This window comes from Paenibacillus agaridevorans (assembly GCF_018604145.1).
Taxonomy (GTDB): domain Bacteria; phylum Bacillota; class Bacilli; order Paenibacillales; family Paenibacillaceae; genus Pristimantibacillus; species Pristimantibacillus agaridevorans.
This window is the reverse complement of the sequence record NZ_CP075889.1, coordinates 9,011,906-9,035,339: the sequence shown is the minus strand read 5'-3', so window position 1 is coordinate 9,035,339 and position 23,434 is coordinate 9,011,906. Positions and strand designations below refer to the sequence as shown.

Annotated in this window: 14 protein-coding genes and 1 pseudogene; 1 reads left to right on the top strand and 14 read right to left on the bottom strand. The window is 54.7% G+C overall.

Translation table 11 applies throughout. The features are described 5' to 3' along the window. Window positions 1-32 precede the first annotated feature (32 nt). The 7 genes from KJW29_RS35835 to KJW29_RS35805 all read right to left on the bottom strand — a co-directional run bounded on the left by KJW29_RS35835 (window position 33) and on the right by KJW29_RS35805 (window position 9,785). On the bottom strand, window positions 33-1,457 hold the full coding sequence (locus tag KJW29_RS35835) for an RNA-guided endonuclease InsQ/TnpB family protein (protein ID WP_214628263.1): 1,425 nt from the start codon (window positions 1,455-1,457) through the stop codon (window positions 33-35). 198 nt (window positions 1,458-1,655) lie between these two features. Then, window positions 1,656-3,191 (bottom strand): response regulator transcription factor, encoded by a 1,536-nt coding sequence (locus KJW29_RS35830; protein WP_214628262.1) that lies wholly within the window; start codon window positions 3,189-3,191, stop codon window positions 1,656-1,658. Further along, window positions 3,188-4,885, bottom strand: a complete 1,698-nt coding sequence (locus KJW29_RS35825) for a cache domain-containing sensor histidine kinase (protein WP_246608516.1) — start codon at window positions 4,883-4,885, stop codon at window positions 3,188-3,190. Before KJW29_RS35825 ends, KJW29_RS35830 begins: the two co-directional genes overlap by 4 nt. Window positions 4,886-5,038: 153 nt before the next feature. After that, window positions 5,039-6,154 carry a glycoside hydrolase family 88/105 protein gene (locus KJW29_RS35820; protein WP_246608515.1) on the bottom strand — a complete coding sequence of 372 codons (1,116 nt, stop codon included), beginning with the start codon at window positions 6,152-6,154 and terminating at the stop codon, window positions 5,039-5,041. A gap of 106 nt (window positions 6,155-6,260) precedes the next feature. Continuing rightward, a complete protein-coding gene (locus KJW29_RS35815) occupies window positions 6,261-7,898 on the bottom strand; it encodes an extracellular solute-binding protein (protein WP_214628260.1) in 1,638 nt (545 codons plus the stop codon). 41 nt (window positions 7,899-7,939) lie between these two features. Continuing rightward, a complete protein-coding gene (locus KJW29_RS35810) occupies window positions 7,940-8,812 on the bottom strand; it encodes a carbohydrate ABC transporter permease (RefSeq protein WP_246608514.1) in 873 nt (290 codons plus the stop codon). Between the two features lie 16 nt (window positions 8,813-8,828). After that, on the bottom strand, window positions 8,829-9,785 hold the full coding sequence (locus KJW29_RS35805; protein ID WP_187104268.1) for an ABC transporter permease: 957 nt from the start codon (window positions 9,783-9,785) through the stop codon (window positions 8,829-8,831). 263 nt (window positions 9,786-10,048) lie between these two features. Here KJW29_RS35805 and KJW29_RS37000 point away from each other — a divergent pair. Beyond that, a pseudogene (locus tag KJW29_RS37000) lies at window positions 10,049-10,239 on the top strand (IS4 family transposase); the annotation flags it as partial. Window positions 10,240-10,349: 110 nt separating this feature from the next. Here the strand turns inward: KJW29_RS37000 and KJW29_RS35800 are convergent. From KJW29_RS35800 to KJW29_RS35770, 7 genes are all read right to left on the bottom strand, one after another. Next, complete coding sequence (locus tag KJW29_RS35800; RefSeq protein ID WP_246608513.1) at window positions 10,350-12,890, bottom strand: glycosyl hydrolase family 95 catalytic domain-containing protein; 2,541 nt, start codon at window positions 12,888-12,890, stop codon at window positions 10,350-10,352. Further along, complete coding sequence (locus KJW29_RS35795) at window positions 12,883-14,037, bottom strand: glycoside hydrolase family 88/105 protein (RefSeq protein WP_214628258.1); 1,155 nt, start codon at window positions 14,035-14,037, stop codon at window positions 12,883-12,885. The genes KJW29_RS35800 and KJW29_RS35795 overlap by 8 nt, the downstream gene beginning before the upstream one ends. Before the next feature lie 19 nt (window positions 14,038-14,056). Continuing rightward, window positions 14,057-15,214 (bottom strand): oligogalacturonate lyase family protein, encoded by a 1,158-nt coding sequence (locus tag KJW29_RS35790; RefSeq protein WP_214628257.1) that lies wholly within the window; start codon window positions 15,212-15,214, stop codon window positions 14,057-14,059. 38 nt (window positions 15,215-15,252) lie between these two features. Then, window positions 15,253-17,307 (bottom strand): glycoside hydrolase family 65, encoded by a 2,055-nt coding sequence (locus KJW29_RS35785; RefSeq protein ID WP_214631453.1) that lies wholly within the window; start codon window positions 17,305-17,307, stop codon window positions 15,253-15,255. A 68-nt stretch (window positions 17,308-17,375) separates the two neighbouring features. Then, a complete protein-coding gene (locus KJW29_RS35780) occupies window positions 17,376-19,658 on the bottom strand; it encodes an AraC family transcriptional regulator (RefSeq protein ID WP_214628256.1) in 2,283 nt (760 codons plus the stop codon). 71 nt (window positions 19,659-19,729) lie between these two features. Then, window positions 19,730-22,015 carry a glycoside hydrolase family 88/105 protein gene (locus tag KJW29_RS35775; RefSeq protein ID WP_214628255.1) on the bottom strand — a complete coding sequence of 762 codons (2,286 nt, stop codon included), beginning with the start codon at window positions 22,013-22,015 and terminating at the stop codon, window positions 19,730-19,732. Further along, window positions 22,012-23,343 carry a Gfo/Idh/MocA family protein gene (locus tag KJW29_RS35770; RefSeq protein ID WP_214628254.1) on the bottom strand — a complete coding sequence of 444 codons (1,332 nt, stop codon included), beginning with the start codon at window positions 23,341-23,343 and terminating at the stop codon, window positions 22,012-22,014. The genes KJW29_RS35775 and KJW29_RS35770 overlap by 4 nt, the downstream gene beginning before the upstream one ends. Window positions 23,344-23,434 lie beyond the last annotated feature (91 nt).

Here is a 23,434-nt window from a genome sequence, read left to right as displayed (position 1 = left end):
ACGCTTCGGCTGAAGTGGGGGTTTCGGGTGTCTCAACCTGACTTCTTCAGGATGCTTAACACCAGTGGAGTTGACACGTTGACGGACTGGATACCGTCCAACCCCTCTATCCCATTCGCGATCTTGGCAGATACGTTTGGGAATACTTTGCGCATAATGTTCGCCGCACCGTTCACATCGGCATGAATCAAGCCCTTAGTGCTTCTATACAGTCCGCGATGAATTCGCTTGCCGGAGAACGTCCATGTCCCCTCTTCGTCATGACGAGGCAAGGGGTCTTGATCCAGGAAGCTGGCCTTCGAGGTGTACGCTTCTTCGGTCAGGATCACCGTAATCCCCTGTTCCGCCGCCTTATACTGGATCATGCTGATCAGCATCCGATGTGGGATATGGCAGAACGACTGATTATGACGCCGTCCGATCGCTGACGCTTGCTTCCATCCATCGTTATGCCCAATAACGATCGTGCCGACGCGTTGTTCCACGGCCAGCTTAACGATGTGATGACTGGCTTTGTGAAACAAATCTTTCATCCGGCGATGACGCTTCAAATGCAAGCGTTCCAATCTTCTGGATGTATGTGCGCCTTCACGCGCCTCCTTGCCCTGACGAAGAATCCCTGTATAATGCGCCTTCATCTTGTTGTAATACTGATTGATCGCTTTGACAATCTTGCCCTTCACGATCACCGGTTTCGAACCCGTAGTCGTGACGATGGTTGCAAGATTGTCCACGCCCAGATCAATGGCGAGCACGTTTGCTTGCGCCGCTTCCTTCTCTTCCATGGGACAAGCGAAAATCAATTCGACGACATACTGTCCATGGCGGGGCACCACACGCACCTGCTTCAGTTGTCCGTCGATACCGCCCAGCTTGCCTATGTTAAGCTGCAGCTTCGTCTTGGGAAGCTTGAGAAACTTCCGTTCTTTGATCACGCAATCCTGATTGGAGAACACCACTTCCTTCACCAGACTGCGCGCGTAACCCGGAACATTCGGTTTTCCGGCGTACTTCTCCGGAAGTTGGCGATACTCCTTCATGCTCGCGAAGAAGCCTGCCCAGTTTTGGAACACGACCTTCATGATGCCTTGACTGCTCTGCGCTGGGAGTGCGCGATAATCGGGCTGTTCCATCACTTTGAACAACGCGTCCAGAAAGGGGTAGGACACAAAGGGCTTTTCCGGTGAAGGCCGTTCAAACGGACGGGAACGATTCTTCTCGCTCCGTCGTGCGTTCATCGCATCGATATGTGTCTCCAGTGTATCCATCACTTGTTGTTGCAACGGCTGCAAGGACTCATTTCGCCCATAGGAAGTAAATACCTGCCGGATATAAAAGTTGGTCGTGTTGTACAGGTTTTTGGCATTCTGACACGCTTGGTCCAGGTACGCAAACAACCGATGACCGGGTTTGATCCATACTTGATGGGTCCTGTACATCATCGTTGAATCCGACATGACTTCACCTCCTTCCCACCACAAAATGCGAATGTACGTTCTCTTCCATTATACCGCTCATACAGAGGGAAGGAAAGAGCCTTTTGTAGGCATGTTCGGGAGGTCGCCGATTCACCTCACCGCTTGCAGAAGCGGGAGTCCTCTCGGCGAGTGTTGATAGATTTGGACACTATAATCGATTTGGAGTCCATATAAGAGTCACGGGTCAACCATCTGCTTGCGGTATTCTTTGGGGGAGACTCCCGCTATCCTGTTGAACATATGCGTGAAATAATTGGAGTCGTTGAAGCCGGTAGCCTCGGCAATTTCGAATATTTTCATATCTGTGCTTTTCAATAGAAGCTTCGCCTTCTGTACGCGCAGCTTCTGAATATAGCCGATTACACCTTCCCCGCTTTCCTTTTTAAACAGTTTGCTGAAGTAGCTGGGGTTGAGATGGACATGAGCCGCCACCTCGGCCAAGCCGCATACCCCCATGTATGATTCTTCAATAAACCGGATGGCCTGCTTGACCGGATTATCGTTCTTGCTGGCAAGCCAGGTATTGTGAGACTGCAGAAATTCATCGATATATCCCTGCAGCCATGCCGCTATATCCTTCGACGTCACACATTGGTAGACAACATCCCACTCTATGGAGCGCACGGTCATTTGCCATTCGGGGAACTGAACCTGCACCAGCCGGAGAATTGCGGCAACCAGCAGCAGCGCTTCGATCTTGGCGGCTTGCGGAGGCAACCGGCTGATCCGAACGGCTTGTTCCTGCAGTTCCTGACCCAGGCGGCTGTTATCCTCCGACATCAGCCAGGTTATAATTTCCCTCTCCTTCTCGTAAAGCGCCGTCTGGTTGAGCAATGATTCGCCGGCGGAACTGTGTTCACGCCTCCCCTCGTTGCAATATCGTCTATAGCCCTGGTACAATTCCTTCGTGGTCGCGCATAGCCCTTGTTCGCTGCATTCAAGAGTCAGTCCCAAATAATGATGAACCGAATCGGCGAGTATCTGCTGCCATGAGGGGAGCATATCCGATCGGGAAGAACTCCGATCCGCCAATAAGGCCCACTCCGATGCGTTCAAGGGAAACAGGCGAAAACGGCCGGGAAACCATCTCATCAAGTGCTCACCGGCAATATTGGCGAAAGCGAACTGCAACAGCGGTACATCTTGGTCGGAATAATGCTTCTCCGTGGGGAAAAAGGTAGGAATACGGAGAATGTGCAGTTCGCATTGCTTCATCCGCTTCAGCAAAGCCTCCACCTCTTCGCCGTTGCAGGGCAAGCCCATAATAGCCGAGCGCAGCTCGCTGTCTTCATGCTGACTTCTCCAGCCTTCCACCGAGAGCTGGGTCTGGCTTTCCTGAATCAGCTGTACATAAATCCGATCAAGTACGCTTAATATATCCGTTTCTACACAAGGCTTGGTGATAAAGTCCTGCACGCCGAACTTGACGGCGGACTGGGCATACGAGAAATCCTTGAATCCGGTTACAATTACAATCTTGGTCATCCAGCCGCGGCTTCTGATTTCTTCTGTCAGCTGCAATCCATCTATATGGGGCATCCGAATATCGGTCAGCAAGAGATCCGGGACACTTTGCTCCATCATGTACAAGGCGTCCCGACCATTAGTCGCTTCTCCCGTCACTACCCAGTCGGCAGGTCGCTTCCCCGCCAGCTTCAGCAGTCCCTTGCGGAAGTTGGGCTGATCCTCGGCAATAAACAGCTTGCCCTTCATCTATCCCCCTCCTCATGACTCCCCGGTGTCCCGGATTTAATAGGAAGCGTCATGTGAATAACGGTTCCGTTCCCTTTACTGCTGGTAATCTTCACTCCATATGCGGAGCCGTATACCAGCTGAATGCGCCGAAGCACGCTTTTGTAGCCGATCCCTAGTTTATTGCCGTCCTGCAGCACATCCTCCGCCTCTGTCAAGGTTCTCAGAGTTTCTTGATCCATACCGCATCCGTTATCAGCCACCTCGATATGAAGCGCCTCATCTAATAGAAACGCTTTGATCCGCAGCACCCGGTCTTGATCCATATCACGAAAAGCGTGTACAAACACATTCTCCACCACCGGCAGCAGAAGGGATCGCATCATCCTCAGACTCAGCAAGGACTCGTCAGCTTGAATAATCGTTTCAATCTCGCCGGTGAATAGTTCCGTCTGGATCTTGATGTAATTGCGGATCTGATTCAACTCTTCGCCAAGAGTCGTATCCGTCTGGACAGGTTTAAGGGAATACTTCAGCATCTCCGAGATGGCGTGGATCAGAAGCGCCGTCTCCTCCTGATCGTTGCTGTACAGCTTCCAATACAGCTCATTGAACAGGTTGTGCAGATAATGAGGGTTCAGCTGTGCCTGGATGGCCTTCAGCTCCGATTCCGTCTGGCTGATCTGAGCCAGATATACCTTGTTGATCAGTTCGCTCACTTGCTCCGCCATGTTGTTGAAGCTATCTCCGATGTATCCCAGCTCGTCGCCGGAATTCACCTTGACACGAACCGTGAAATCGCCGGAACGCAACATCCGTAGTCCCTGCATCAGATGGCCTAGAGGAGACAGAAGCGTCCGGGTCGAAATCGTAATCAGCAGTGCACTGAGCAGGATGATGCCGATTCCGGCGAATACCAATATTCGGATAATGTCTTTATTTCTCCTCTGTATCTCCTGCAAGGAAGCGCCTCCGTATAAGGTAAAGCCTGCCGGTATCAACTCGTGTCGGACGAACAGATAGGTGATGCCATCCATTTCGACATGCTGGGGATAACTTTCCTGTGCCAGTTGCAAGAGCTGCTCCGCCTCGCTCTGGTCGGTATTGGAGTAGAGCATGCCGCCCATAGGTTCCAGCAGCAATAACTTGCCTCTGCCGTTATGCATCAGTTCCCGCAGCACCTTGGATACCAGACTTTCCTCTATCACCATCACCATAGTGCCGTACGGGATCAGCTTCTCATTGAGCATCCGTCTGGCAGCAATCAGAACGGTTCTGCGTCCGTTCGGATCAATGGCGCTGACCGCCTCGGCCCGGCTCCAAACCATGTTCCCTCTATGAGGCTCAAGCTTCTCCATCAGTCTGGTCAAGTCATTCGTTCCCGGTTCTCCCGACGCACCGGTTTTGGAGAGAACCGTCAGTTCCCCCTGCTCGTTGTACAGAAACACGGAACGGATGGACGGGGCATCCACCAGCAGCATATTCAACTGTTCTTCCACGTATTTGCGGTTCTTGAATTGAGTGTAGGAATCGCTTTCATAAACAATGTTCTCTTTAAGAAACCGTTCAATGGACGGATTCAGGGTAATAGACAGGGATACCCGGTTGATTTCCTGGAAGGACATCTCCAGTCTGTTCAATGCCTGTTCGGTGGCGATGGAAAACTGCTTGCTAATTTCGTCCTCCATTAATTGGATATTCGATCGATAAACCATCCAACCTGCCAAGGCAAAGGAAAGTGTTACCATACACGAGAGCAGGACGATCAGCTTGATCTTGAAGCTGCCCTTTATTTTTCCGGCTAAATACCCCAGACAGCTCTTCGGATGCAGTCGGCTCCCTCCCCCCAGTTTCATATTATATTTATATTATTTTAAAGCCTCATACAAGGCAATAAGAGCAAGGGATTGTCCGTATGCCATCGGCATGATCGTGATGTTCTTATAATGTTCGCTATCCATTCCCATACCGGTTCCAGCCGACACATTCAGCACGGTTCCATCCTCGCTAATATTTTGACACACCGCCTGGATAGCTTTGTTCGCAACAGCTTCATAGGAGGAATCCAGAATGCCGATTTTCATGCCTTTCAGGATACCCGCGCCAATGGCAGCCGACCCGGATACCTCTTCATAGCTGTCGGGATCGCGCAGTACGGTGTGCCAGAGACCGGAAGCCGCTTGAAGCGGAACCAGGGCATTAACCTGCGCCTTGTACGTATCAATCAGAAAGTCCCGGACACCCGGATGAATCGTATCCTTGCAAGTTTCCAGGTAATCGACGAGGCCGTAGGTGAACCAGGAATTGCCGCGGCACCAGAAGATGCTGCCGAAATTATCATTACGCTCGAAACTCCAGCCGTGGAAGAACAGTCCGCTATGTTTGTCGTACAAGTACTTGATATGAAGCAGAATCTGATGAACGGCTTCCTGTTCCCATTCCGGTCGATTGAACTTGCGACCGGCTTGGTTCAGGAACAGAACCGCCATAAAGAGCGTATCAATCCATAACTGCCCATTATGCAAGTGAACTCCATCCCGATTGCCAATGGCCGTGACTGTATGCTGGAAGCCGCCTTCTTTCGTTTTGGGCAGCTCATGAATAAGCCAGTTCGCATGATCTTGGCATAACTGTTCCAGTTGGCTGGAGGGCTCCAGTTGATCCAGAAGATGAACCAAAGCCAGATAGGGAGCTGTCGTATTAATATTTTTGGACGGCAGACCCACCTCCAGATTGCGGGAATACCATCCTTGAAAAAACGCCATATAACGGCGATCACAGTAATATTCTTGCAGCTTGTACAAACCATAAAGACCGACACCCTGAGGCCAGTCCCATTCTTCTATTCCGAAATCTCGTTGGACAATCCCTACTCTTGTATCGGCTTGATCCACGGTTTTATCCTTTTCATAATCGCTGCCGCCCAAATTCATAAGCCTGTCCACTACCCGCGAGATTTTTTGAAGCAGTATTTCATTGGTCACGATTCATCTACTCCTTCTCATATACAACGTTCCGAAAGCAAACCTAGCTCGATCATGTTCGAACTAGGCTCGCATTCATCTTATATTCCAGATCCTGCACCCTTTGCTAGTGCTGGGAGCGAACCAACTCCAAGATATCCTTGCCAAGGAAAGCGATCTCCTTGTTTTCCTTATACCAAGTGTTCATAAATTCCTCAATCTGCTTGCCGCCGCCTTTCTCCCAAGCAGCTTTCGCATCTGCAACCGCTTGCTCAGCTGTATATTGAGCCCCGCCAATAATGCCTTTGGCATAGATGTCCTGGATTTCTTTGTCGATATTGGTATTGATCACTACCAGCTCGCTCGGCAGAGAAGGCATATGCTCATAGTGGCTTAACGCAGGATATTGAGCTTCGGGATTAAGCAGAAACTCGTCTGCTTTATTCAACATTTCCAGACCGGCCTTCTGGTCGGGATCGCTCACGTCGAACGCAGTGGTGGAAATCAGAAGCGGATTCTCAGGGATCGAATAGAACATGGAATAGTCCATAGCCCAGTCCAGCTCCTTGGCGTTCTTCTCAGGATCGATAACCTTTGGAAAACCGTCCTCGCCTTCTCTCCAATGCTCTCCCTCAATTCCTTTCTTCAGAATCAGAGCGTTCTCCGGTTTGATGATGAAATTAATATATTCCATCGCGGCCTTGGGGTCTTTGGCCGCAGCATTGATCACCGTGGTCATTTGAACCGGATTAACCACATGATGAACGAATTGCCCCATGGAAGACCTGGGCTGCTCCATCGGCGCGATCTCCGCCTCCGGAACAACCTTGCGGAGCGTTTGAATGTCCGTTACCGTATTCTCAAACCAGTTAGTGATAGCAGGGGGAAGGAACACGCCTATTTTACCGTTCAGATAATCCTGCTTGGCTTTAGCTCCATTCTTGTCCGCGAGGTAATCCTTATCGATAAGCCCTTCCTCAAATAATGTCTTCTTAAATTTAAGGGACTCCAGCGTGTTGTCCCAAGTTCTAACAATTGTATCATCATCGGAGAGTTTCCACCCATACGAGCCGAACATCGAATCTATCATTCCGCCCGAGGTGTAGCTCATATTGGTTCCATAAGTATCCTTCTTCCCATTGCCGTCAGGATCCTGCTCCACGAATGCTCTCAGAACATCAAGCAATTCGTCGGTCGTTCTCGGAACCTCCAGACCCAGCTTTTTCAGCCAATCCATTCGAATAAAGGCTACACTTTGCAGATGAGGCTCATTGATTTTACCGATTTCGTACAGCTTGCCGTCCGGCTTAGTGCCTACTTTGCGAAGCTGGGGGTACTTCTCCAACAGCTTCTGGTATTCAGGCGCATATTGCAAATAATCGTCCAGAGGCAATAATTGCTTCTGCTGATACAGGGAATTCCGGAACCCCGTATCATAATCATTGACAATATCCGGCGCACTGCCCGATGCGAACATCACATTCAGCTTCCTGACCGCCTCTGCCCGTGCCACCGGCACGAACTTGACCGTAACAGGAGAACGCTCATTGATCCACTTGGTCCAACGGTTCTCCTCAACCGTTCCCTCCGCTGCGGGAATATTTCCCCTGTCATAGTTGGAGACGGTAATTGTAGCTTTTTTTTCGCTCTTCCCCTTTGATCCTGTTTCCGCTTGGCTGCAACCGACTGCCCCTGCTGCCATAACCGCGGACAACCCCAGTGCCAACGCGAACTTCATTCTTGGTGTGAATGTTTGTCCAAACATGTGGAATCCCCCTCAATATATAATGAATTTCCTTGTTGCCGCTAACCCTTAATAGAGCCAAGCATAATGCCTTTGACAAAATATTTTTGCAGGAAGGGGTATACCGCCAGCATGGGCACGACCATCACCACAACCCCTACCGCCTTCAGTTTTTCGGATACCATTTCCTGTTGCTGCATCATATCCATGGCCGCCATGTTGAAGTTCCCCTGAATTTGCAGCATCCCCTGAACGACAACGGTCAGATTCTGCAAACTCGTCTCATTAATGTAAAGAATGACGCTCATAAACATATTCCAGTAGCCAACCCCGTAAAATAACGTCAGCGTAGCCAGCATAGGAAGAGACAAGGGAAGTATGATGCGCAGGAGCAGTCGAACCTCGCCGCAGCCGTCAATCTGGGCGGATTCGGCCACTTCTCCCGGAACGCTCTCAAAATAGCTTTTCATAATTAACATATTATAGGTGCTGATTAGCCCGGCAAACCAAAGGGCCCAATACGTATTGATTAAATGCAGGCTATTCATGACCAGGTATGTCGGGATCATGCCTCCGCCGAAGAGCATGGTGAATAATGCAGCCATTGTGATCGGCTTGCGGGCGTAGAGGTGCCGTCGGGATAAAGGATAGGCCGTCAGCACCGTAGCCAACATGCTCAAGACCGTTCCTCCCAAGGTAATGATCACGCTGTTGGTAAAGGCGCGCAAAGCTGGCGTATTCTCGAAAAAGTAATTGTAAACGGTGAAATCAAGTCCTACCGGCCAGAACAAGACCTGACCCAGATCAACCGCATGCCCTGAGCTTACGGACAACGCAACCAGATGTAAAAAAGGCAAGATGCAGGTGAGCGATATGAGAATCAAAATGATGTGAATAAAGGTTACAAAAAATTTACCGCCTATGGATTCCCTCAAGCGCAGCCTCCTTTCTTCAGAATAATCCCTGATCGAATTTACGGGCCAATGCATTGGCCGACAACACTAGCACCAGTCCAACAAAAGACTCAAATAACCCCATGGCCGTGGTCAGACTAAATTGAGCCTGCTGCAGACCCACCTTATACACATAGGTGCTGATAACCTCCGCCTTCTCCAATACAGTAGGATTTTGTAAGTTGTACACTTGATCGAATCCTACTTCCATCAGACGACCTACTCCCAGAATCAGCAGAAGAATAATCGTAGGTCGGATGCCCGGCAGGGTGATATGCCAAATCTGTCTCAGCTTCCCTGCTCCATCCATCCCCGCGGATTCGTACAGACTGGGGTCAATGCTGGAGAGAGCGGCGAGGTAAATAATAGCGCTGAAGCCCATCTCCTTCCACATGCCGGAGCCGATAAAGATGGCGATCCATGAGTCCGCTCGGTACAGGAAAGGCACCGGCTCCCATCCCCATTGACCCAGCAGCTTGTTAACGGTACCGCCTTCGATGGAGAACAGGGTCAGGACAATGCCAGCAACGATAACCCAGGACAAAAAATGAGGCAAATAAATAACCGTTTGAATCCAGCGCTTTAGCCAAGTCTTCCGCACCTCATTCAAGGCAATGGCGATAATAATCGGCGCAGGAAACCCGAACACCAGATTCAGAACACTTAAGTTAAGGGTGTTCCAGATAATCTGCAGTGTAACGTTAGACTGAAATAAAACCTCAAAATATTTCCACCCCACCCACGGACTTGACCATATGCCATCGTGAAAATTGTAGTCCTTGAAGGCAATGACAAGACCGCCCATAGGCGCATAGCGGAAGATCAGATAATAAAGCACCCCCGGTATAAGCATGGCAAACAACGGAATATTTTGCCGAAACCGCTTGGTCTGGTAGAAAGCCTCTTTGGCTGCAGGCGCTTGATCCGTTCCTACGGCAGCAGACGTTACTTTCATGGCTCCCCCTCTTTCTTGTTGATAGTTATAATATACTGCTTGTTCGCAAGTAGGAGCCTTAAATATCTTGAGGTCTTTCTGTGCGATTTTTGTTTCTCATTAAGGCATGTAATGATTACTCAGAGGCTGTCTGCTGATTATCGAGAGGTTGAGCAATGCCGGGAATGGCTGACAGCTTGAGGGCTGCTAAAGACATCGCTAAATAGCCTGTACCGGAAGGCACAGGCCAGGTCCCTTAATAGTAAAGAACTTTACTCCACAGTATTGCTTATCAGTGCGCAAAGTCACTATTGCGTTTGCAAAAAGAGTTCCAAAACCGCTCGTACGATTTGCTTGTAAACCACACCACAACACCGTTGTGCTCGCTTGGCAGTATCGGCAGAGTACGGATGCTCGCTCGTTTGGCGTCTTGTTTTATTTGCTACACGACGAAGTTGGCACAATGGATTGGGCGTTTATTCAACGTCATGATAGCTTTCCTGAACCCCCAGTCGAACTGGGGGTTTTCTTATATAAAGAAGTACATCGCCACACTGGCGATGTACTCGAAGTCTGTTAGCCTGCTTATCCGTTCTCTTTATTCACCATCTCAAACCTCGCCGACATTCCCGTTTCCAGCCGCAAAGTACGGTACGACCTTCCGAGCTCGCACGACCCGAATTCTCCTCCGGTCACCTGGACCCCGCCGACCCATTCAGGCACTTTGACGACGAGTTCCGTTTCTCGCTCCGCCAACAGCACGGCAAGGAAACGTCCCCGTTCACGATCCCATTCCATGGCTACCTCTCCCGTATGGAACCGCCAGCCCGAAATCTTGCCGCGCGTCCACCGCTCCGGCAGCGCGGGAAGCAGCTTAACGAAGCCGGGCGCTACCTGCAATAACATCTCCTGCACGGCGTTCACCCACCCCATATTCGCATCAAGCTGCACCGGGGCAGCAGCCATGTTCAAGGAGACGCCCATGCCTCTCCAGTCATTGTGAAGCGTGAACAAATTGGGCAGCAGGCTCGAACGTGCGAGAATATCCAGACACTCGACTGCGCTCTCGCCATTGCCGAGCCTTGCATAAATCGAAGCCATATGCGCAAGCGACCATCCGCTCTGCGCTCCCAGCTCGCGATTGCGAACGGCTGTCTTGAAGGCTTCGAATAGCTCCGGGTCGCTCTCCCCAGACACTTCCTGGCCCGGAAACACCGGATACAGGTGGGATAGATGCCGATGCGCGTACCGGTCGTCAAAGTCGGGGTGGATCCACTCCCGAACGGCGCCGTCCTCATTGACGAGATATGCGGGAAGCTTATCGAGCATGCCCTTCCACTTCTCATGCTCAGCCCTTGTCGCCGTGCCGGACTGACGAGAAACCGCAAGAAGATTGCCAAGCAGCTCCTTCAAGATGGCGACATCCATCGTTGCATTAATCGTAGTGGGCATGGGATGCGCAAGCGCCACGCCTTCCGTCGGCATAAAGTTAAGCGGCGTATTCTCCGGAGAGACGGATGGATAGATGCGATACAATCCGTCATCGCCGGTCACAAGGAAGTCTTCATAGAAACGAACCGCTTCCCGCAGGAACGGGATGAGCTGCCCCCGCAGGAAATCCGGATCGCCCGAGAACCGGTAATGCTCGACGTAATGACGGGCAAGCCAGCCGGCAGCTCCCGTCCAATTCAGAATGACGGGCACGATCTGGTTGGGCACCCCGATCCCCGGCGTCGTCCCTGCGGGAATGTAGATCCCTTCGCAGCCATACAGTTTTTGGGCGTTGCCCTTGAAATCGTCCATCAGCTCTTCGTAATAGCGGAAGAGAGCGGGGGTCAATTCGCCAAGCCCGCCTACTTGAGCATGCCAATACATCATCTGGACATTCTCGTTGGCCATGTTATGACTCCACACGAGCCGGTAATCGCCCCCCCACAGACCGTAAAGTCCGAACGGCTCGGCTTCCGGGGAAGCGTCCGTTCCGCTAATGAACAGATAACGGCCATATGCCCACATTCGGCGAACAAGGGATAACGGGGCTTCTCCTTCGTACGCATCAAGGAGCAATCTTTCATTTGACATATCCTCTCGTATCCGACGCCCGCTAAGAGAATCCGCCCGCCCCTCGTCCCCAAGCTCCAGAGCGGCGGAGCGGTACAAAGGCCGATGCAGCGCGGTATGACGTTCCAGCAGTTGCTCATAGGTAACATCGGACATAAGGACGGACAGCTCCCTCCGAAGTCTGTCCCAGTCGCGTCCCCGTTCGCCTTTGACGAATACGCGCACTACAGCCAGAACGCTCGAGGCGCCTTCGATAATAAGCATGCCGTTTCTTGCCCGTATGATGCCGCCCTGGGACTTGATGAACATCACCGCACCGAAGTCAAGCCCGTCGTCATTGGTTGCGGCGAACCACGCAAACCCCGCGGCGCCTTCAGTCGCCTCGCGGCCTTCCAAGCCGCAAAGCCAGTCCGACTCATGTTTGCCTTCATTATCCCCTGCAAGAGAGGCAGCCTCCCAAGCGGACGCCCCCGTCTCCACGGACTTCTCCAGCTCCTTGAATTCCGGCGTATCCGCCCAGCGGTCGCTGGGATGCAAGACAAGGCCGATCTCGCCGGAAACCGACGATTGTCCGTCCGATCCAATCTCGTAAACGACGGCATTGTCGGCGCGCGAAACGAACAAGCGGCGTTGGAAGCGGATCGGCCCATCCGTCCATCCGACATGGACTTCCCCGCTATCCATAGCCAGCGTACGCCGATAGGAGCGGAAGGCGCTGCCGCAAGACATGTCGAGACGAATGGCCGCAAGGGGGAAACGCGACGCCAGCTTCGTTCCGTACCCGCTCTCCTTCAGGGCGTTCGCGAGCAGCCAGCTCGCCTCGTTATACCGCCCCGCATCCATCATCGCTCTTGTCCGGGACAAGACGTGACTGACATCCGGCAGTTCGTCCTTCTGCCCCCAGTGCCATAACTTGGCATGGTTCAGCAATACGGTCTCTTCCTTTACGCCGCCGAATACGGATGCCCCGATAACGCCGTTGCCGGACGGCAGCGCCTCTCGCCACATGTTGCGCCACCAGGAGGCCGGATAGCGCAGGATCAACATGTCCTCAGATCTACTCAAGCTCGCCCGCTTCCTCTCGCAGCCTCTCGATTTCGATACTGGCGAGCAAGAACGGCGCTACCCCCATAAGCGCATCGCTGACGACCGCTTCGCTCATGTAATATTCGTAGGAGCCGTCGCGGTACTTGCGGCCGCCAAGCCCGGCGCCGTGGCAGATGCCATGCAGATGCACGCCCTTCTCGTCCTCCGTGGCGAACCGGTCCAATATGCCCTCATAAGCGCGCTCCACCGCCCCGCGATCGATCTCCGCAAGGTAGCCAAGCCTGATCCCCTTAGCCATCGCATACGTCAGCATACAAGAGCCGGACGCCTCCAGATAGTTGCCTTCGCGGCCATTGCAGTCCATAAGTTGATACCAGACGCCGCTTTGCTGATCCTGCACCCGAAGCACCGCATTGCACATGCGTTCGAAGATGCCCATCAATTGGCCTCGCTTCGGATGATCGGCTGGGAAGTGCTCCAGCGAATCCACGAGCGCCATGGCGTACCAGCCCATCGCTCTTCCCCATACGTAGCGCGAACGTCCCGTCGTTCCGTCGCACCACCGCTGCTCGCGGCTCTCGTCCCAAGCATGATGCAGCAGCCCGTTCAGCGGGTTGCGCGTCCGCTTCTCGACGAGCAGCAATTGCTTCGCCGCTTCGTCGAACCATTCGTTCTTCTGGAACGTCGCCGCATATTCCGCCATATAAGGCGATGACATGTACAAGCCGTCCAGCCACATTTGGAACGGATATATTTTTTTATGCCAGTAGCCGCCTTCTTCCGTCCGCGGCTGACCGATCAACTGCGTAATCAACAGGCTGGCTGCCTTTTGGTATTTCTCTTCGCCGGTCTCCCGCCACAAGCGCAGCACGTTTTTGCCTTTGTTGATATGATCCAGGTTGTAATCCTCCAACCGGAAGAAACCGCCGATCGCGCCATCGTCCTGAATGAACGCGTCCATCTGGCGCTTGACGAACGGCTGATAGCTGTCCTTGCCCGTCCAGTCGCCCGCCCAGCTGATCGCAAGCAGCGCCATGCCGGACACATATCCCCATTTGTTCGCGATTTGCGGGTGATAACCATGCTCGTCGGTGAGCGCAAGAATCGTCTCGGCGATCTTGCCGGACATGTTCGTCCCGCTATGAATCCGCGTCGCAGCCTTCATCTTCACATCCTCCTCGTCTCTATGGCCGGAATATAGGAAGCTCCTCGAAACGCTCCGGAATATCGATTAAATACAGATTGGCGTAACCGTTCTTGTCGCTCGTGAACAACAATCTCTTCCCCCGCTCGTCGAAGCGTGGATGGGCATGCACCTTCTGCGAGTGGAAGCTGCACCGGAGCTCGCAGAGCATGCGGGGGCCCTCGTACTTGCCATTCTGCTTACGCCACAGACTGAGACTCTTGACCGCGCCTTTGCCATCCACGACGGCCTGCCCCAGCCCGTCGGCATACCCGTGCCAAGTGTCGAAGCCGAACTCGGTTTCCTCCATCCCGGTATTGTCATAACGAATGCTGCCGAAGAAGTTGGTTCCGTCGGCGCGAAAGCCATGATAGCCGATCATTGTCCCGTCGGGATAAAAAAATTCATGCCCTACTTTCTCGCCGGTCTCCAGTCTCTCTCGAATTCGCCAAGCTCCGCCAGTCCGCAGATCCAGCCCCCAAATCCTGTGGTCCACCAGATGCCACGGCCCTTCATGACAAAACGTCATGAGCCATGGCTCCGTAGTCGAAGCATTAATATGCGTAATAAACTTATTCGCCTCGTACACCTTCTCGGCCTCGCCGCTGTCGGCATCGATCCGCACGATCATGCTGTGGGGCGCCGCTTCCATCAGTTCCCGGTGGCCTACGTATCCATTGCCGAGATCAAGACGAATCCGATGCGACAAATCCTCCTGCACGCAAGTCAGCACATGCCGGCTGTCCGAGGTCGAGCTCGCGTTTCCCAGATGGTAGCCTGCCGGCGCCTCGTACACCACCCGTTCCTCCAGAGTGGACAGATCAAGGCGGATCAGCCTGCTCCCCAACTTCACGAACGCGGCGCTTCCGTCAGGCAGCAGACAAGCATCCAGCGCGTCATTCTTCTCATATTCGGTCAACTGCGTGATCTCGCCGCTCTCTACGTACATGCTGTACAGATTCGTGCTATTCCCCCTGTCGGATACGAAGAGCAATCTCCGTTCCCGATCATACCAGCCATTCTCCGTAAAATATAAATGATGGCTATGCGCCTTATAATCCGTCAGCTGCGTCACTTCAAGCCCCGTCAGACGATCCACGGACGTCTTGCGCTCCGAAGGCCACCGCTTTCCTTTGCCGGTTATTTCGCTCCCTGTCATCGATCGATCTCCTCCCGTTCTGAATGACACGCCGCTCTTTATAGCCAGGGCTTAAGCCCTTCCCACTTCACGGACCAGCTTCCGTCCTGCGGAAACCCCGGGTTCTCCGGCAGCGCTTCCGCGCGTTTCCCTTCCCCGTGTTCCCCTTGCCAGCCTGCCGCCATCATCGCGACAGCCGTCAACAGCCCGCCATTGCCCGGCAAGTAGGCGGATAAGCCTGGACGTTGATAATTGTGCCCGTTCGTCAAATACGTATTTTTGGTCGCGTCCAGCAGCAAGAAGTCGACCGCCAGTTCAGGCTCGCCCAGGCGAGCGGCCGTCATGGCGCACATCGGGAAGTCCCAGCCCCAGGCCGTATCCCATTGCCAGCACGCCTTGACCTTCAGCAGCGTGCCAAGCATCGTCTCCCGGTCGACCAGCGTGCCGGGAAGCAGCCCCATCGCGCCAAGCATCGAAGGGTGATCATGATTTTTCGCCTCGAAGGTGTCCGGGCAATTCTCATGAGCCAAATACAGGCCGTCCTTCTCCGGCAATGGCGCCATCGCGCCGGCTACCTTCGCCCACGAAGGATCCGGCGTTTCATTAAGCCGCTCCGCCCAGCGGACGGCCGTCTCCAGCCCATATTTCCAATACTCCACTTCATACGGCGGATTCTTGCTGTCCTGCAGACGGTGGCATTCCTGCGCCGGGATGAGCGGCGGTCCTAAGTCATACGCCTTCGTGTCCTCGTTCCAATGGGCGAACGACACCATGAATGTCGCCGTTTCGAACACGACGGAGCGGAACCGCGCCAGCGTATCCGGCGTCGGGTCGGCGAGATACAGCATCTCCGCCAGCGCGATGGGATGCGGCTGCTGCCAGATCAAGCCGGGCGCGACCGGGGACGGACACGGCTTGCCGTCGAAACCGACCATCTTGGGCCAACGCGCGCCCTCATAGCCTTGAGATCTTGCCAGCTCTTCGGCAATCGGCAGAATGTCCGTGTACCAATCCATGCTGTTAAGCAGCAGCCGCTCTCGGCCCCACAGCGGGAAGTGCGACGCATGCCACCAGTGCATCTCCAGATGGGCTTTGCCGAACCAGCTGTTATACATCAGCCCGGTCTCCTGCGGGGGAATAGACCCGCCGCTGTGCATGGCGCACAAGAACTGGGACAAGACGACTCGCCGTTCCAGCTCGTGCGCGCGCGGATCCGCGCTTCCGGCGAAGTCGATCGCGGCGCCGTTCTGCCAGAACGACGCCCAATGCCGCTCGCTGGCCTCGATAATGGAACCGAAATCGGCTGTTCGGGCATGCTCGGGCGCGAACCCTACCGCAAACGTTAGTTCTCCCGGCGTCTTCTCCGGCTGCAGCGTCCATTCGTGGACACCGGTCTGTTGCAGCTTGCCGGCCGACCAGGACCAGGCCACGCGATAACCATCCTCATCCATGCTCCTGCTTATCAACGCCCCATCCGCCGTCGATTCCAGCAGCTCCGTGCGATGCCTGTCCTCATGGCCGAAGTCCGGGAATACCGTCTTATCCCAGGAGGTATGCGTCATGTCCGGAGCAGGGAACCGCACGAACACCTGAAGCCCGCCCTGCGCAATCAAGTTCGACCGCACGCGTACGCCAATCGTGTCCATGGCGGCATGGCAAGCCGTCTCGACTAGAACCTTCTCTCCTTGCAGCGCGAATTCGCTCGAGAGAATACCTGTCCATAGATTCATCGTTTGATGAATATCCGTTATGTCCCCCGCTTCGGCCTCCTGCCCGTCTTCCTTGAACAGCCTGAAGGAGAGTCGCCCCAGCTGCAGCCGATGCGGATTTTGCCTAAGCCAATGGTACGCCTCCGGGCGATCTCCCGGCTTCATCGGGTAGCCGACCTCCCGCCCGTGCGTGTCGAAGGTTTGGAGAGCCGCATCCGCCCCCTTAAACTTCTCGCGTCCATGCGTGAAATGCCAGCCCCAATTCGATTGCGTGCCCAGCGGCACCTCGTATTGCTCGGGAAAGCTCTGCAAACCCGTCACGTCGGCGCTGAACGCGAATTCGCCATTCCCCACCGAAAAAGGGGATAGCGGGTCCCACTTTGTCAATTCGGGCTGATGCCGCATTACGATCTGTTGTCTGTTCACCGCTTGTCCCTCCTCAACGTTGCCCACGGAGGATGCCAAGCCCGACGTTATTCCTTCGAAGCGGCATCCATCCGGGTTCTCATCATGTCCCGGTACTTGCCGGGCGTTATCTCTTTGCACTTGCGGAACGTGCGGATGAAGCTGTTCTCGTGCTGGTAGCCGACCATCTGCGCGATATCGGACAGACGGTCGTCCGTTCTTGCGAGAAGCTCCGCCGCGCGCTCCATTCGCAAGTTGGTTAGATAGTTGTAGATCGTCTCGCCCGTCTCCTGTTTAAACACTTGACTTGCCAAGCTGCTGCTGATGCCTACGGACTCCGAAATTTCCGGTATGCCGATCGGCTCGCCCAGATGCTGCTTCATGTATTCGATCATGCGATGACAGGTGACGTAATCCTTGCTTTCGACTAATCGGCCGTAACGTTCGGCCACGGGTTTGACCCGTTCGGCGAACTCCCGCTCAATATCGGCAAGATGAAGCGTGCCGAACCTCTCGTGGAGAGCTTCGCTCCCTTGTTCCTCCGCCGTCGCAAGCTCGTCGATCCGCCCGGCGGCGGCCTGCAGTCCGGTCAGCGCTTCCGAAGGATACCCGTTGCGGACGCGAATCCGCTCCATCATTTCCGTAATCGATTCCAGCGCTTCCTGCTCGTTGCCGGCCTCGATCGCCTGAATGACCCGCTCGATCGTCAAGCCTTCCCCCTGCGTCTCGTCTACTTCGTGCTGCGACACCTCATGGAAGGAGATCACTTGCCCATATCCCCGGTATAAGCGATACATCAGCGCGTTGTCCGCCTCCAGCAGCGCTTGCTTGACCCGCGTCACGTCGGCGAACGGATGGCTGACGCCGGCCGATACGGAAAATTTCAAATATCGGGGTATTTGTTCGGCGACCTCCAGCAGCTTGCGCTCGGCTTCCTGTCCTTCGGATCGAGGCTGCAACAGAATGGCCATCTTGTCTTTGCCGAAGTCGGCGCAGGCAATGCGCCACTGCGTCCCGAGCAGCTCGGTCGCGATATTGGCCATGGCGAATTTCAGCAGCGAATGATCGCTTCCCGACATTGCCCGCGACCACTCCCCGTAACGGTCGATGGACAACATCGCCGCCGTCATCGGTGCCGACGTCCATTCGGAGAAATATCGCTGCCACTTTTCCTCCATGTCGCGTTTGCCGCTCACATTCCCGTTATAGAGGTCGAGCATCAGCTTGGAGGAGGCCTCTGACAACGTATCCCTTACCAAATGCGACAGATGCGCATGCTTGCCGAGCAATTCTCCGGCGATCTTCTCCAGATCGATCCCGCCGTCTTCCCCGGTCTTGCCGTCGACGGCGCCGAACAGCTGCCTCAGCCTGCGCACCGGCCGCAGTGCTTGGGTATTGATGTAATAAATGACGGCGCTGCCGAGCGCAAGCGCGGCAAGCGATACGAGGAAGACGACCTGCGCGATGCGCTTCGACTGGGCAAGCAAGCTGTCTTGTTCGACGATCGAGATGAAGCGCCAGCCTGCGACCTTGGACTCCATCTGGTTAACGAGCAGCTGACGGTTCTGGTACGACATATCTCCCTTCCCGTCCTCCTGCATCTCCGCGATCGCCAATTCCACCGCTTCCTCGTCGAATTCATGGTTTGCAACCGAATACAAGATTTGATCCTCTTCGTCGACGATATACCGCATTCGGTTCAAGTCGTTCATGACCGGAGGATTGAGCTTCGCGAACAAAGCTTCGTCCATGAGGTTGATCGCCACGATACCCTGGACCTTGCCTTGAATCTTAACCTGGCGGAACAACGTAATGTCCGATCCGTTGGCCGAAGCGCCCCGGGGCAGCTCCCGCTTCTTGACCAGCATCGATTTATCGCCGAACTCGGAGGCGACCTCCGTCCATGCCGAATCCAGGAAGGTCGCGCTGTTGGAAGCAAAACCTTGCGGAATCGATAGAAAGCTGTCCTTCTCGATGTCGTAGACGTAAATGCTTTTGATATAAGCCGAATTATTGATTAACGTGGTCAAAAATTGATAGGATTGCGAAATATCCCGATACGAATTCTGATTGTCGCTGGTCAGAAACCAATAGATATGGTCGCTGAGCGCGACTTGTATGGCGACCTGATCGGTTTCTCTGATCGCTTCGTCGATGACGTCCATGTTAAGCCGCAGCATTTGCTGCTGAAGCTCCCCCAGTTCCTCCTGCAGCACCGACTTCGAGGTATAGAAGGACGTGAGGCCGACTGCCAGAATGATGAGGCACACGGATACTGTCAAGATCAGCACCAGCCTGATTTGCGAATGCGCCCAATTGAACATGAGCCGCTTTTTGATGGATTTCAACACGGAACTTCCCACCTTATGCCGAATATCCTTTCATTATAACGCGATCCGTTCCGCTGGACACATACGCAGCTCTAAGCTGGGCCGTCATCCGCGGGCAGGCGGGATTGCTTCTGCTGCATCATGCGGTAAGTCTCGATGCCGGCAAGCAAGACGATGCCGATGCCATGCGTATCGTTCAAATTCCAGCCAAGCTCGTGTTTGTAATAGGCGTGCCGATAGGACCAGCTGGACCCCTTGCAAACGCCGTACAAGTTGCCTTGCTTGTCGATCGCCCTTTCGCACAACCCTTGCCAGCCCGCCTTCGCCGCCGCCGCATATGTCTCCGGCTGCTCCAGCCATCCATGCCGCACGCCAAGGGCAAAGCCGTACATGAACATCGAGGTGCACGACGCCTCCTCGTACGACTCGGGGTCGGTCAGCACTTGATGCCACAGGCCATGCTCCCCTTGCAGCCGGCTATACCCTTCGGCGAGCTCGCGGTAGAACGCCAGAATTGGCGCATAATCGATATGCTCCTTCGGCAGAGCATCCAGCAGCGTCGCCAACGAGAAGAAAATCCAGCCGTTGCCTCTGCCCCAAGCGGTACGCGAAGGCTCGCGGCGGCTCACATCGTACACATGCGACATGATCCGCTGCTCCGGCATATAAAGGTAGTCCCGGTATAACAGCAGCTGTCTCGCCGCTTCATCCACATAACGACAATCGTTGGTCAGGGCTGCATATCGACACAGGAACGGCACGCTCATGTACATGTCATCGCACCACATCGTGTTGTGCATGCTTGGCGAGACGCCGATTCGGCGATACAGGGCGCCGTCCTCCATGCGATCCTGTTCATCCATGATATAGCCGGCGATGTCATCCGACGCTTGCCGCAATCCTTTGAGCGGCCGAACGCGTTCCCCGGCCAGAATCGCAAGCGCGCCGAAGGAGCCGCAATCGTCCAGACTGTCGATATCCGACAGCTGATTGTTCAGGCCTGCCGCACCGAAGCGCCTCCGATCCCATAGCGAATAATCGTACATCGAGGTCGCGAATTCCGCATGTCGAGCCACATAATCGGCCAGATCGCTTCGCCCTAGCAGACTGCTGGTTTCCAGCAGCCCGAACATCGTTACGCCCAGCGGATAATTCCAACGTCCGAACAACTCGTTCTCCAGGAAAGGCCTGACATAGGCACCCGGCTCGCCGGTCGTCCAATAGAAACTTCTGTCGCCATCCGCGGCTACCGTATCCATGGCCAGATAAGGTCGCGCATCCCCCTCGGCATCGGGACCGAACGGGCCCAGATAGAGCCAACTGCCGTTCAAGCCCGCTACGCGTTTAGGTGCATCGAGCCTTGCTTTCGCCCTTTGCGTGCCCGCGGTCCCGCTTGCTTCTATACCTGCGCCGACAGCCTCGAACGCTTCAATCGCAAAGCCCCAGCCTTGCGGACCGTAGACGCAACGGAAGATGAGGTCGCTTCTCCCCGGTGCGGCATCGAGCTCGATGACGAAGGAGCCTGCCCCATCCGCCGCGACCCGCTCCTCGCCTTGCCACTGAACATATACCGGCCCATGCGCGGTTCCGGATAACCTTACGCGCGCATAACCTGCGGAACCATTGTCCACCGATGTCCACGCGAACGCGAAGTAGCCCGGAAACGCCTCGTATCTGGATTCGTACAGAACGGCCAACTCGCCCTCTCTGCCTGCGTCGCCTGTTTCGGGCAGCCACCGTACGCCGGTGGCGCTCTCCGACCGGTAATCGGCAGGGATGCTCTCTAACCTCTCTTCCAGCGGAGAGGTAAACAGCCAGCCTTCTTCGCCATCCCTCTCCTCGGAGGGAGCAAGGAAGTGAAGGGGCTTGTTTTTGCGGCTGCCGGTACCGAATTGCGCGCCGAAGCGTCCTTCGGCATCCATTCCCAGCTCCAGAACGAAGTGATTCCAGCCTTGCGCGAGCTTTATCTTTCGTTTAATAGGCTGAGCCTCTTCCGCTGGAGCATCTTCGCCGCCTGATGTCTCTTCCGCCGCCGAGCCGAATTGCTTGCCGCCGTTATGATACAGACGCACGGGTCCCAGACATCGCAGATGGAAAATAAACTCATGCGCTTCATCTGCCCATATCTTCGCCCATGCGTAAACAAATTGCCCTTGCCGCATGCCGGAGAACAGGCTGCTTGCCGACATGTCGTACAGATGATTGGGCAGCTTGCGTATCGCGCTTTCTCTTGTCACTCTGTACACGGGGCCATGCGCAGGATGCTGGCCCACGTACCGCTGCGCAATCGTCTCCAGCACATGCGGCACGTCGTGGAATCCCGCAACCGCCGCCATGCTTTCATGACGGTCGAAGTAAGCGCCCGAATAGCTCCTCATCGACTCCCTCCTTCCGAATGTCCCGCGCCGACTGCCTGCTTATATCCCAATACTTCCGCGATCTCGACCTTGCGATGCTCCTTGACCGAGCGCCATACCGCCTCGCCCGTCGCTACCGAATAAGCGCCATCCTCCGCCCCGGACAAGATCCGGTAAGGTCTCCGAGCGCTCTCGCCCATGAACAGATCCTCCAGCAGCAGCGGATCTCCCCCTCCATGCCCGCCTTCGCGATGCACGACGTGTATCGTCTCCTTGGAGCCGAACAACGGGAAATAATCGATCGTCTGCACGGGCGTCGGAAACGGCGTCCGTCCCGGCATATGGTACTCCAGCGTCTCTATTCGCCCTTTCGTTCCGTTGATCGCCAGACGATAACCCTCGTAAGGGAGCGAGAAATTGACCGAATAACTAAGCAGCGCGCCGCGGTCGTATTTCACTGCAGCCGCATACGTATCCTCAATCTCGATATCCGAGTCGAATATGCAGCGATCCGGCCGATAACCGGAGTAAGGAAACGAAGCCTGCTTTCCCGCATCCAGCGAGTCCAAGTGATCATCCGGTACGCGTATATGCTTGCTTCTGGCGTTCCACCGCGAATAATAGTCGCATGCTTCTCTCTCGTCGCAGGTCGTGCAGTGGCGTCCATCGATCCGGCTGGGATTGCCTTCCCCTTCGGAGCCGTAATAATTCAAAGCTCCGTACGCGAACACCTCTAGCGGCTTCTGGTCGATCCACCAATTGACGAGATCGAAGTGATGGGTGCACTTATGGATGGAAAGCCCGCCGGACAGCTCGCGTTCCCTGTTCCAACGCTTGAAGTAGCTGGAGCCGTGATAGGTGTCCAAATACCAGTTCAAATCGATGGATGTAATGCGCCCCAGCTTGCCCTCCATCACCATCTCCTTGATCTTGGTATGAATCGGGGCATAACGATAATTAAAGGTCACCGTTACCTTGCCTTTGCTGGCGCGTTCGGCGTCCAGCACGCCGCGGCTGTCCTTGCCTGTCGTCACCATCGGTTTCTCCGTAATGACATCCAGGTCATGCCGAAGCGCCGCGATGATATAGCGGGCATGCGTATCATCTCTGCCCGCGGTAATGATGACATCCGGTTTCGTCTCGGCGACCATTCGTTCGAATTCCGCTTCGCCGTACGTGGCGATATCGGCTTGCTCCGGATATCGCTCGCGAAACAATTCGAAGCGGGCGGGATCCGGATCGAGCAGAGCGACCAGCTCGCATGTTCCCGAGAACAAGGTCAGAATCGGCTTGGCGAACATGCCGAGCGCTCTGCCGCTTACTCCGCAAATCGCGTATCTTTTTTTCATGAGGTCCATCCTCTCCTGCCGTAATTGACTGACTCGCAGCCTGCCGGATTGTCCGATTAGCCGACAGGGCCGGCTTTGACGCCGGCCCCGT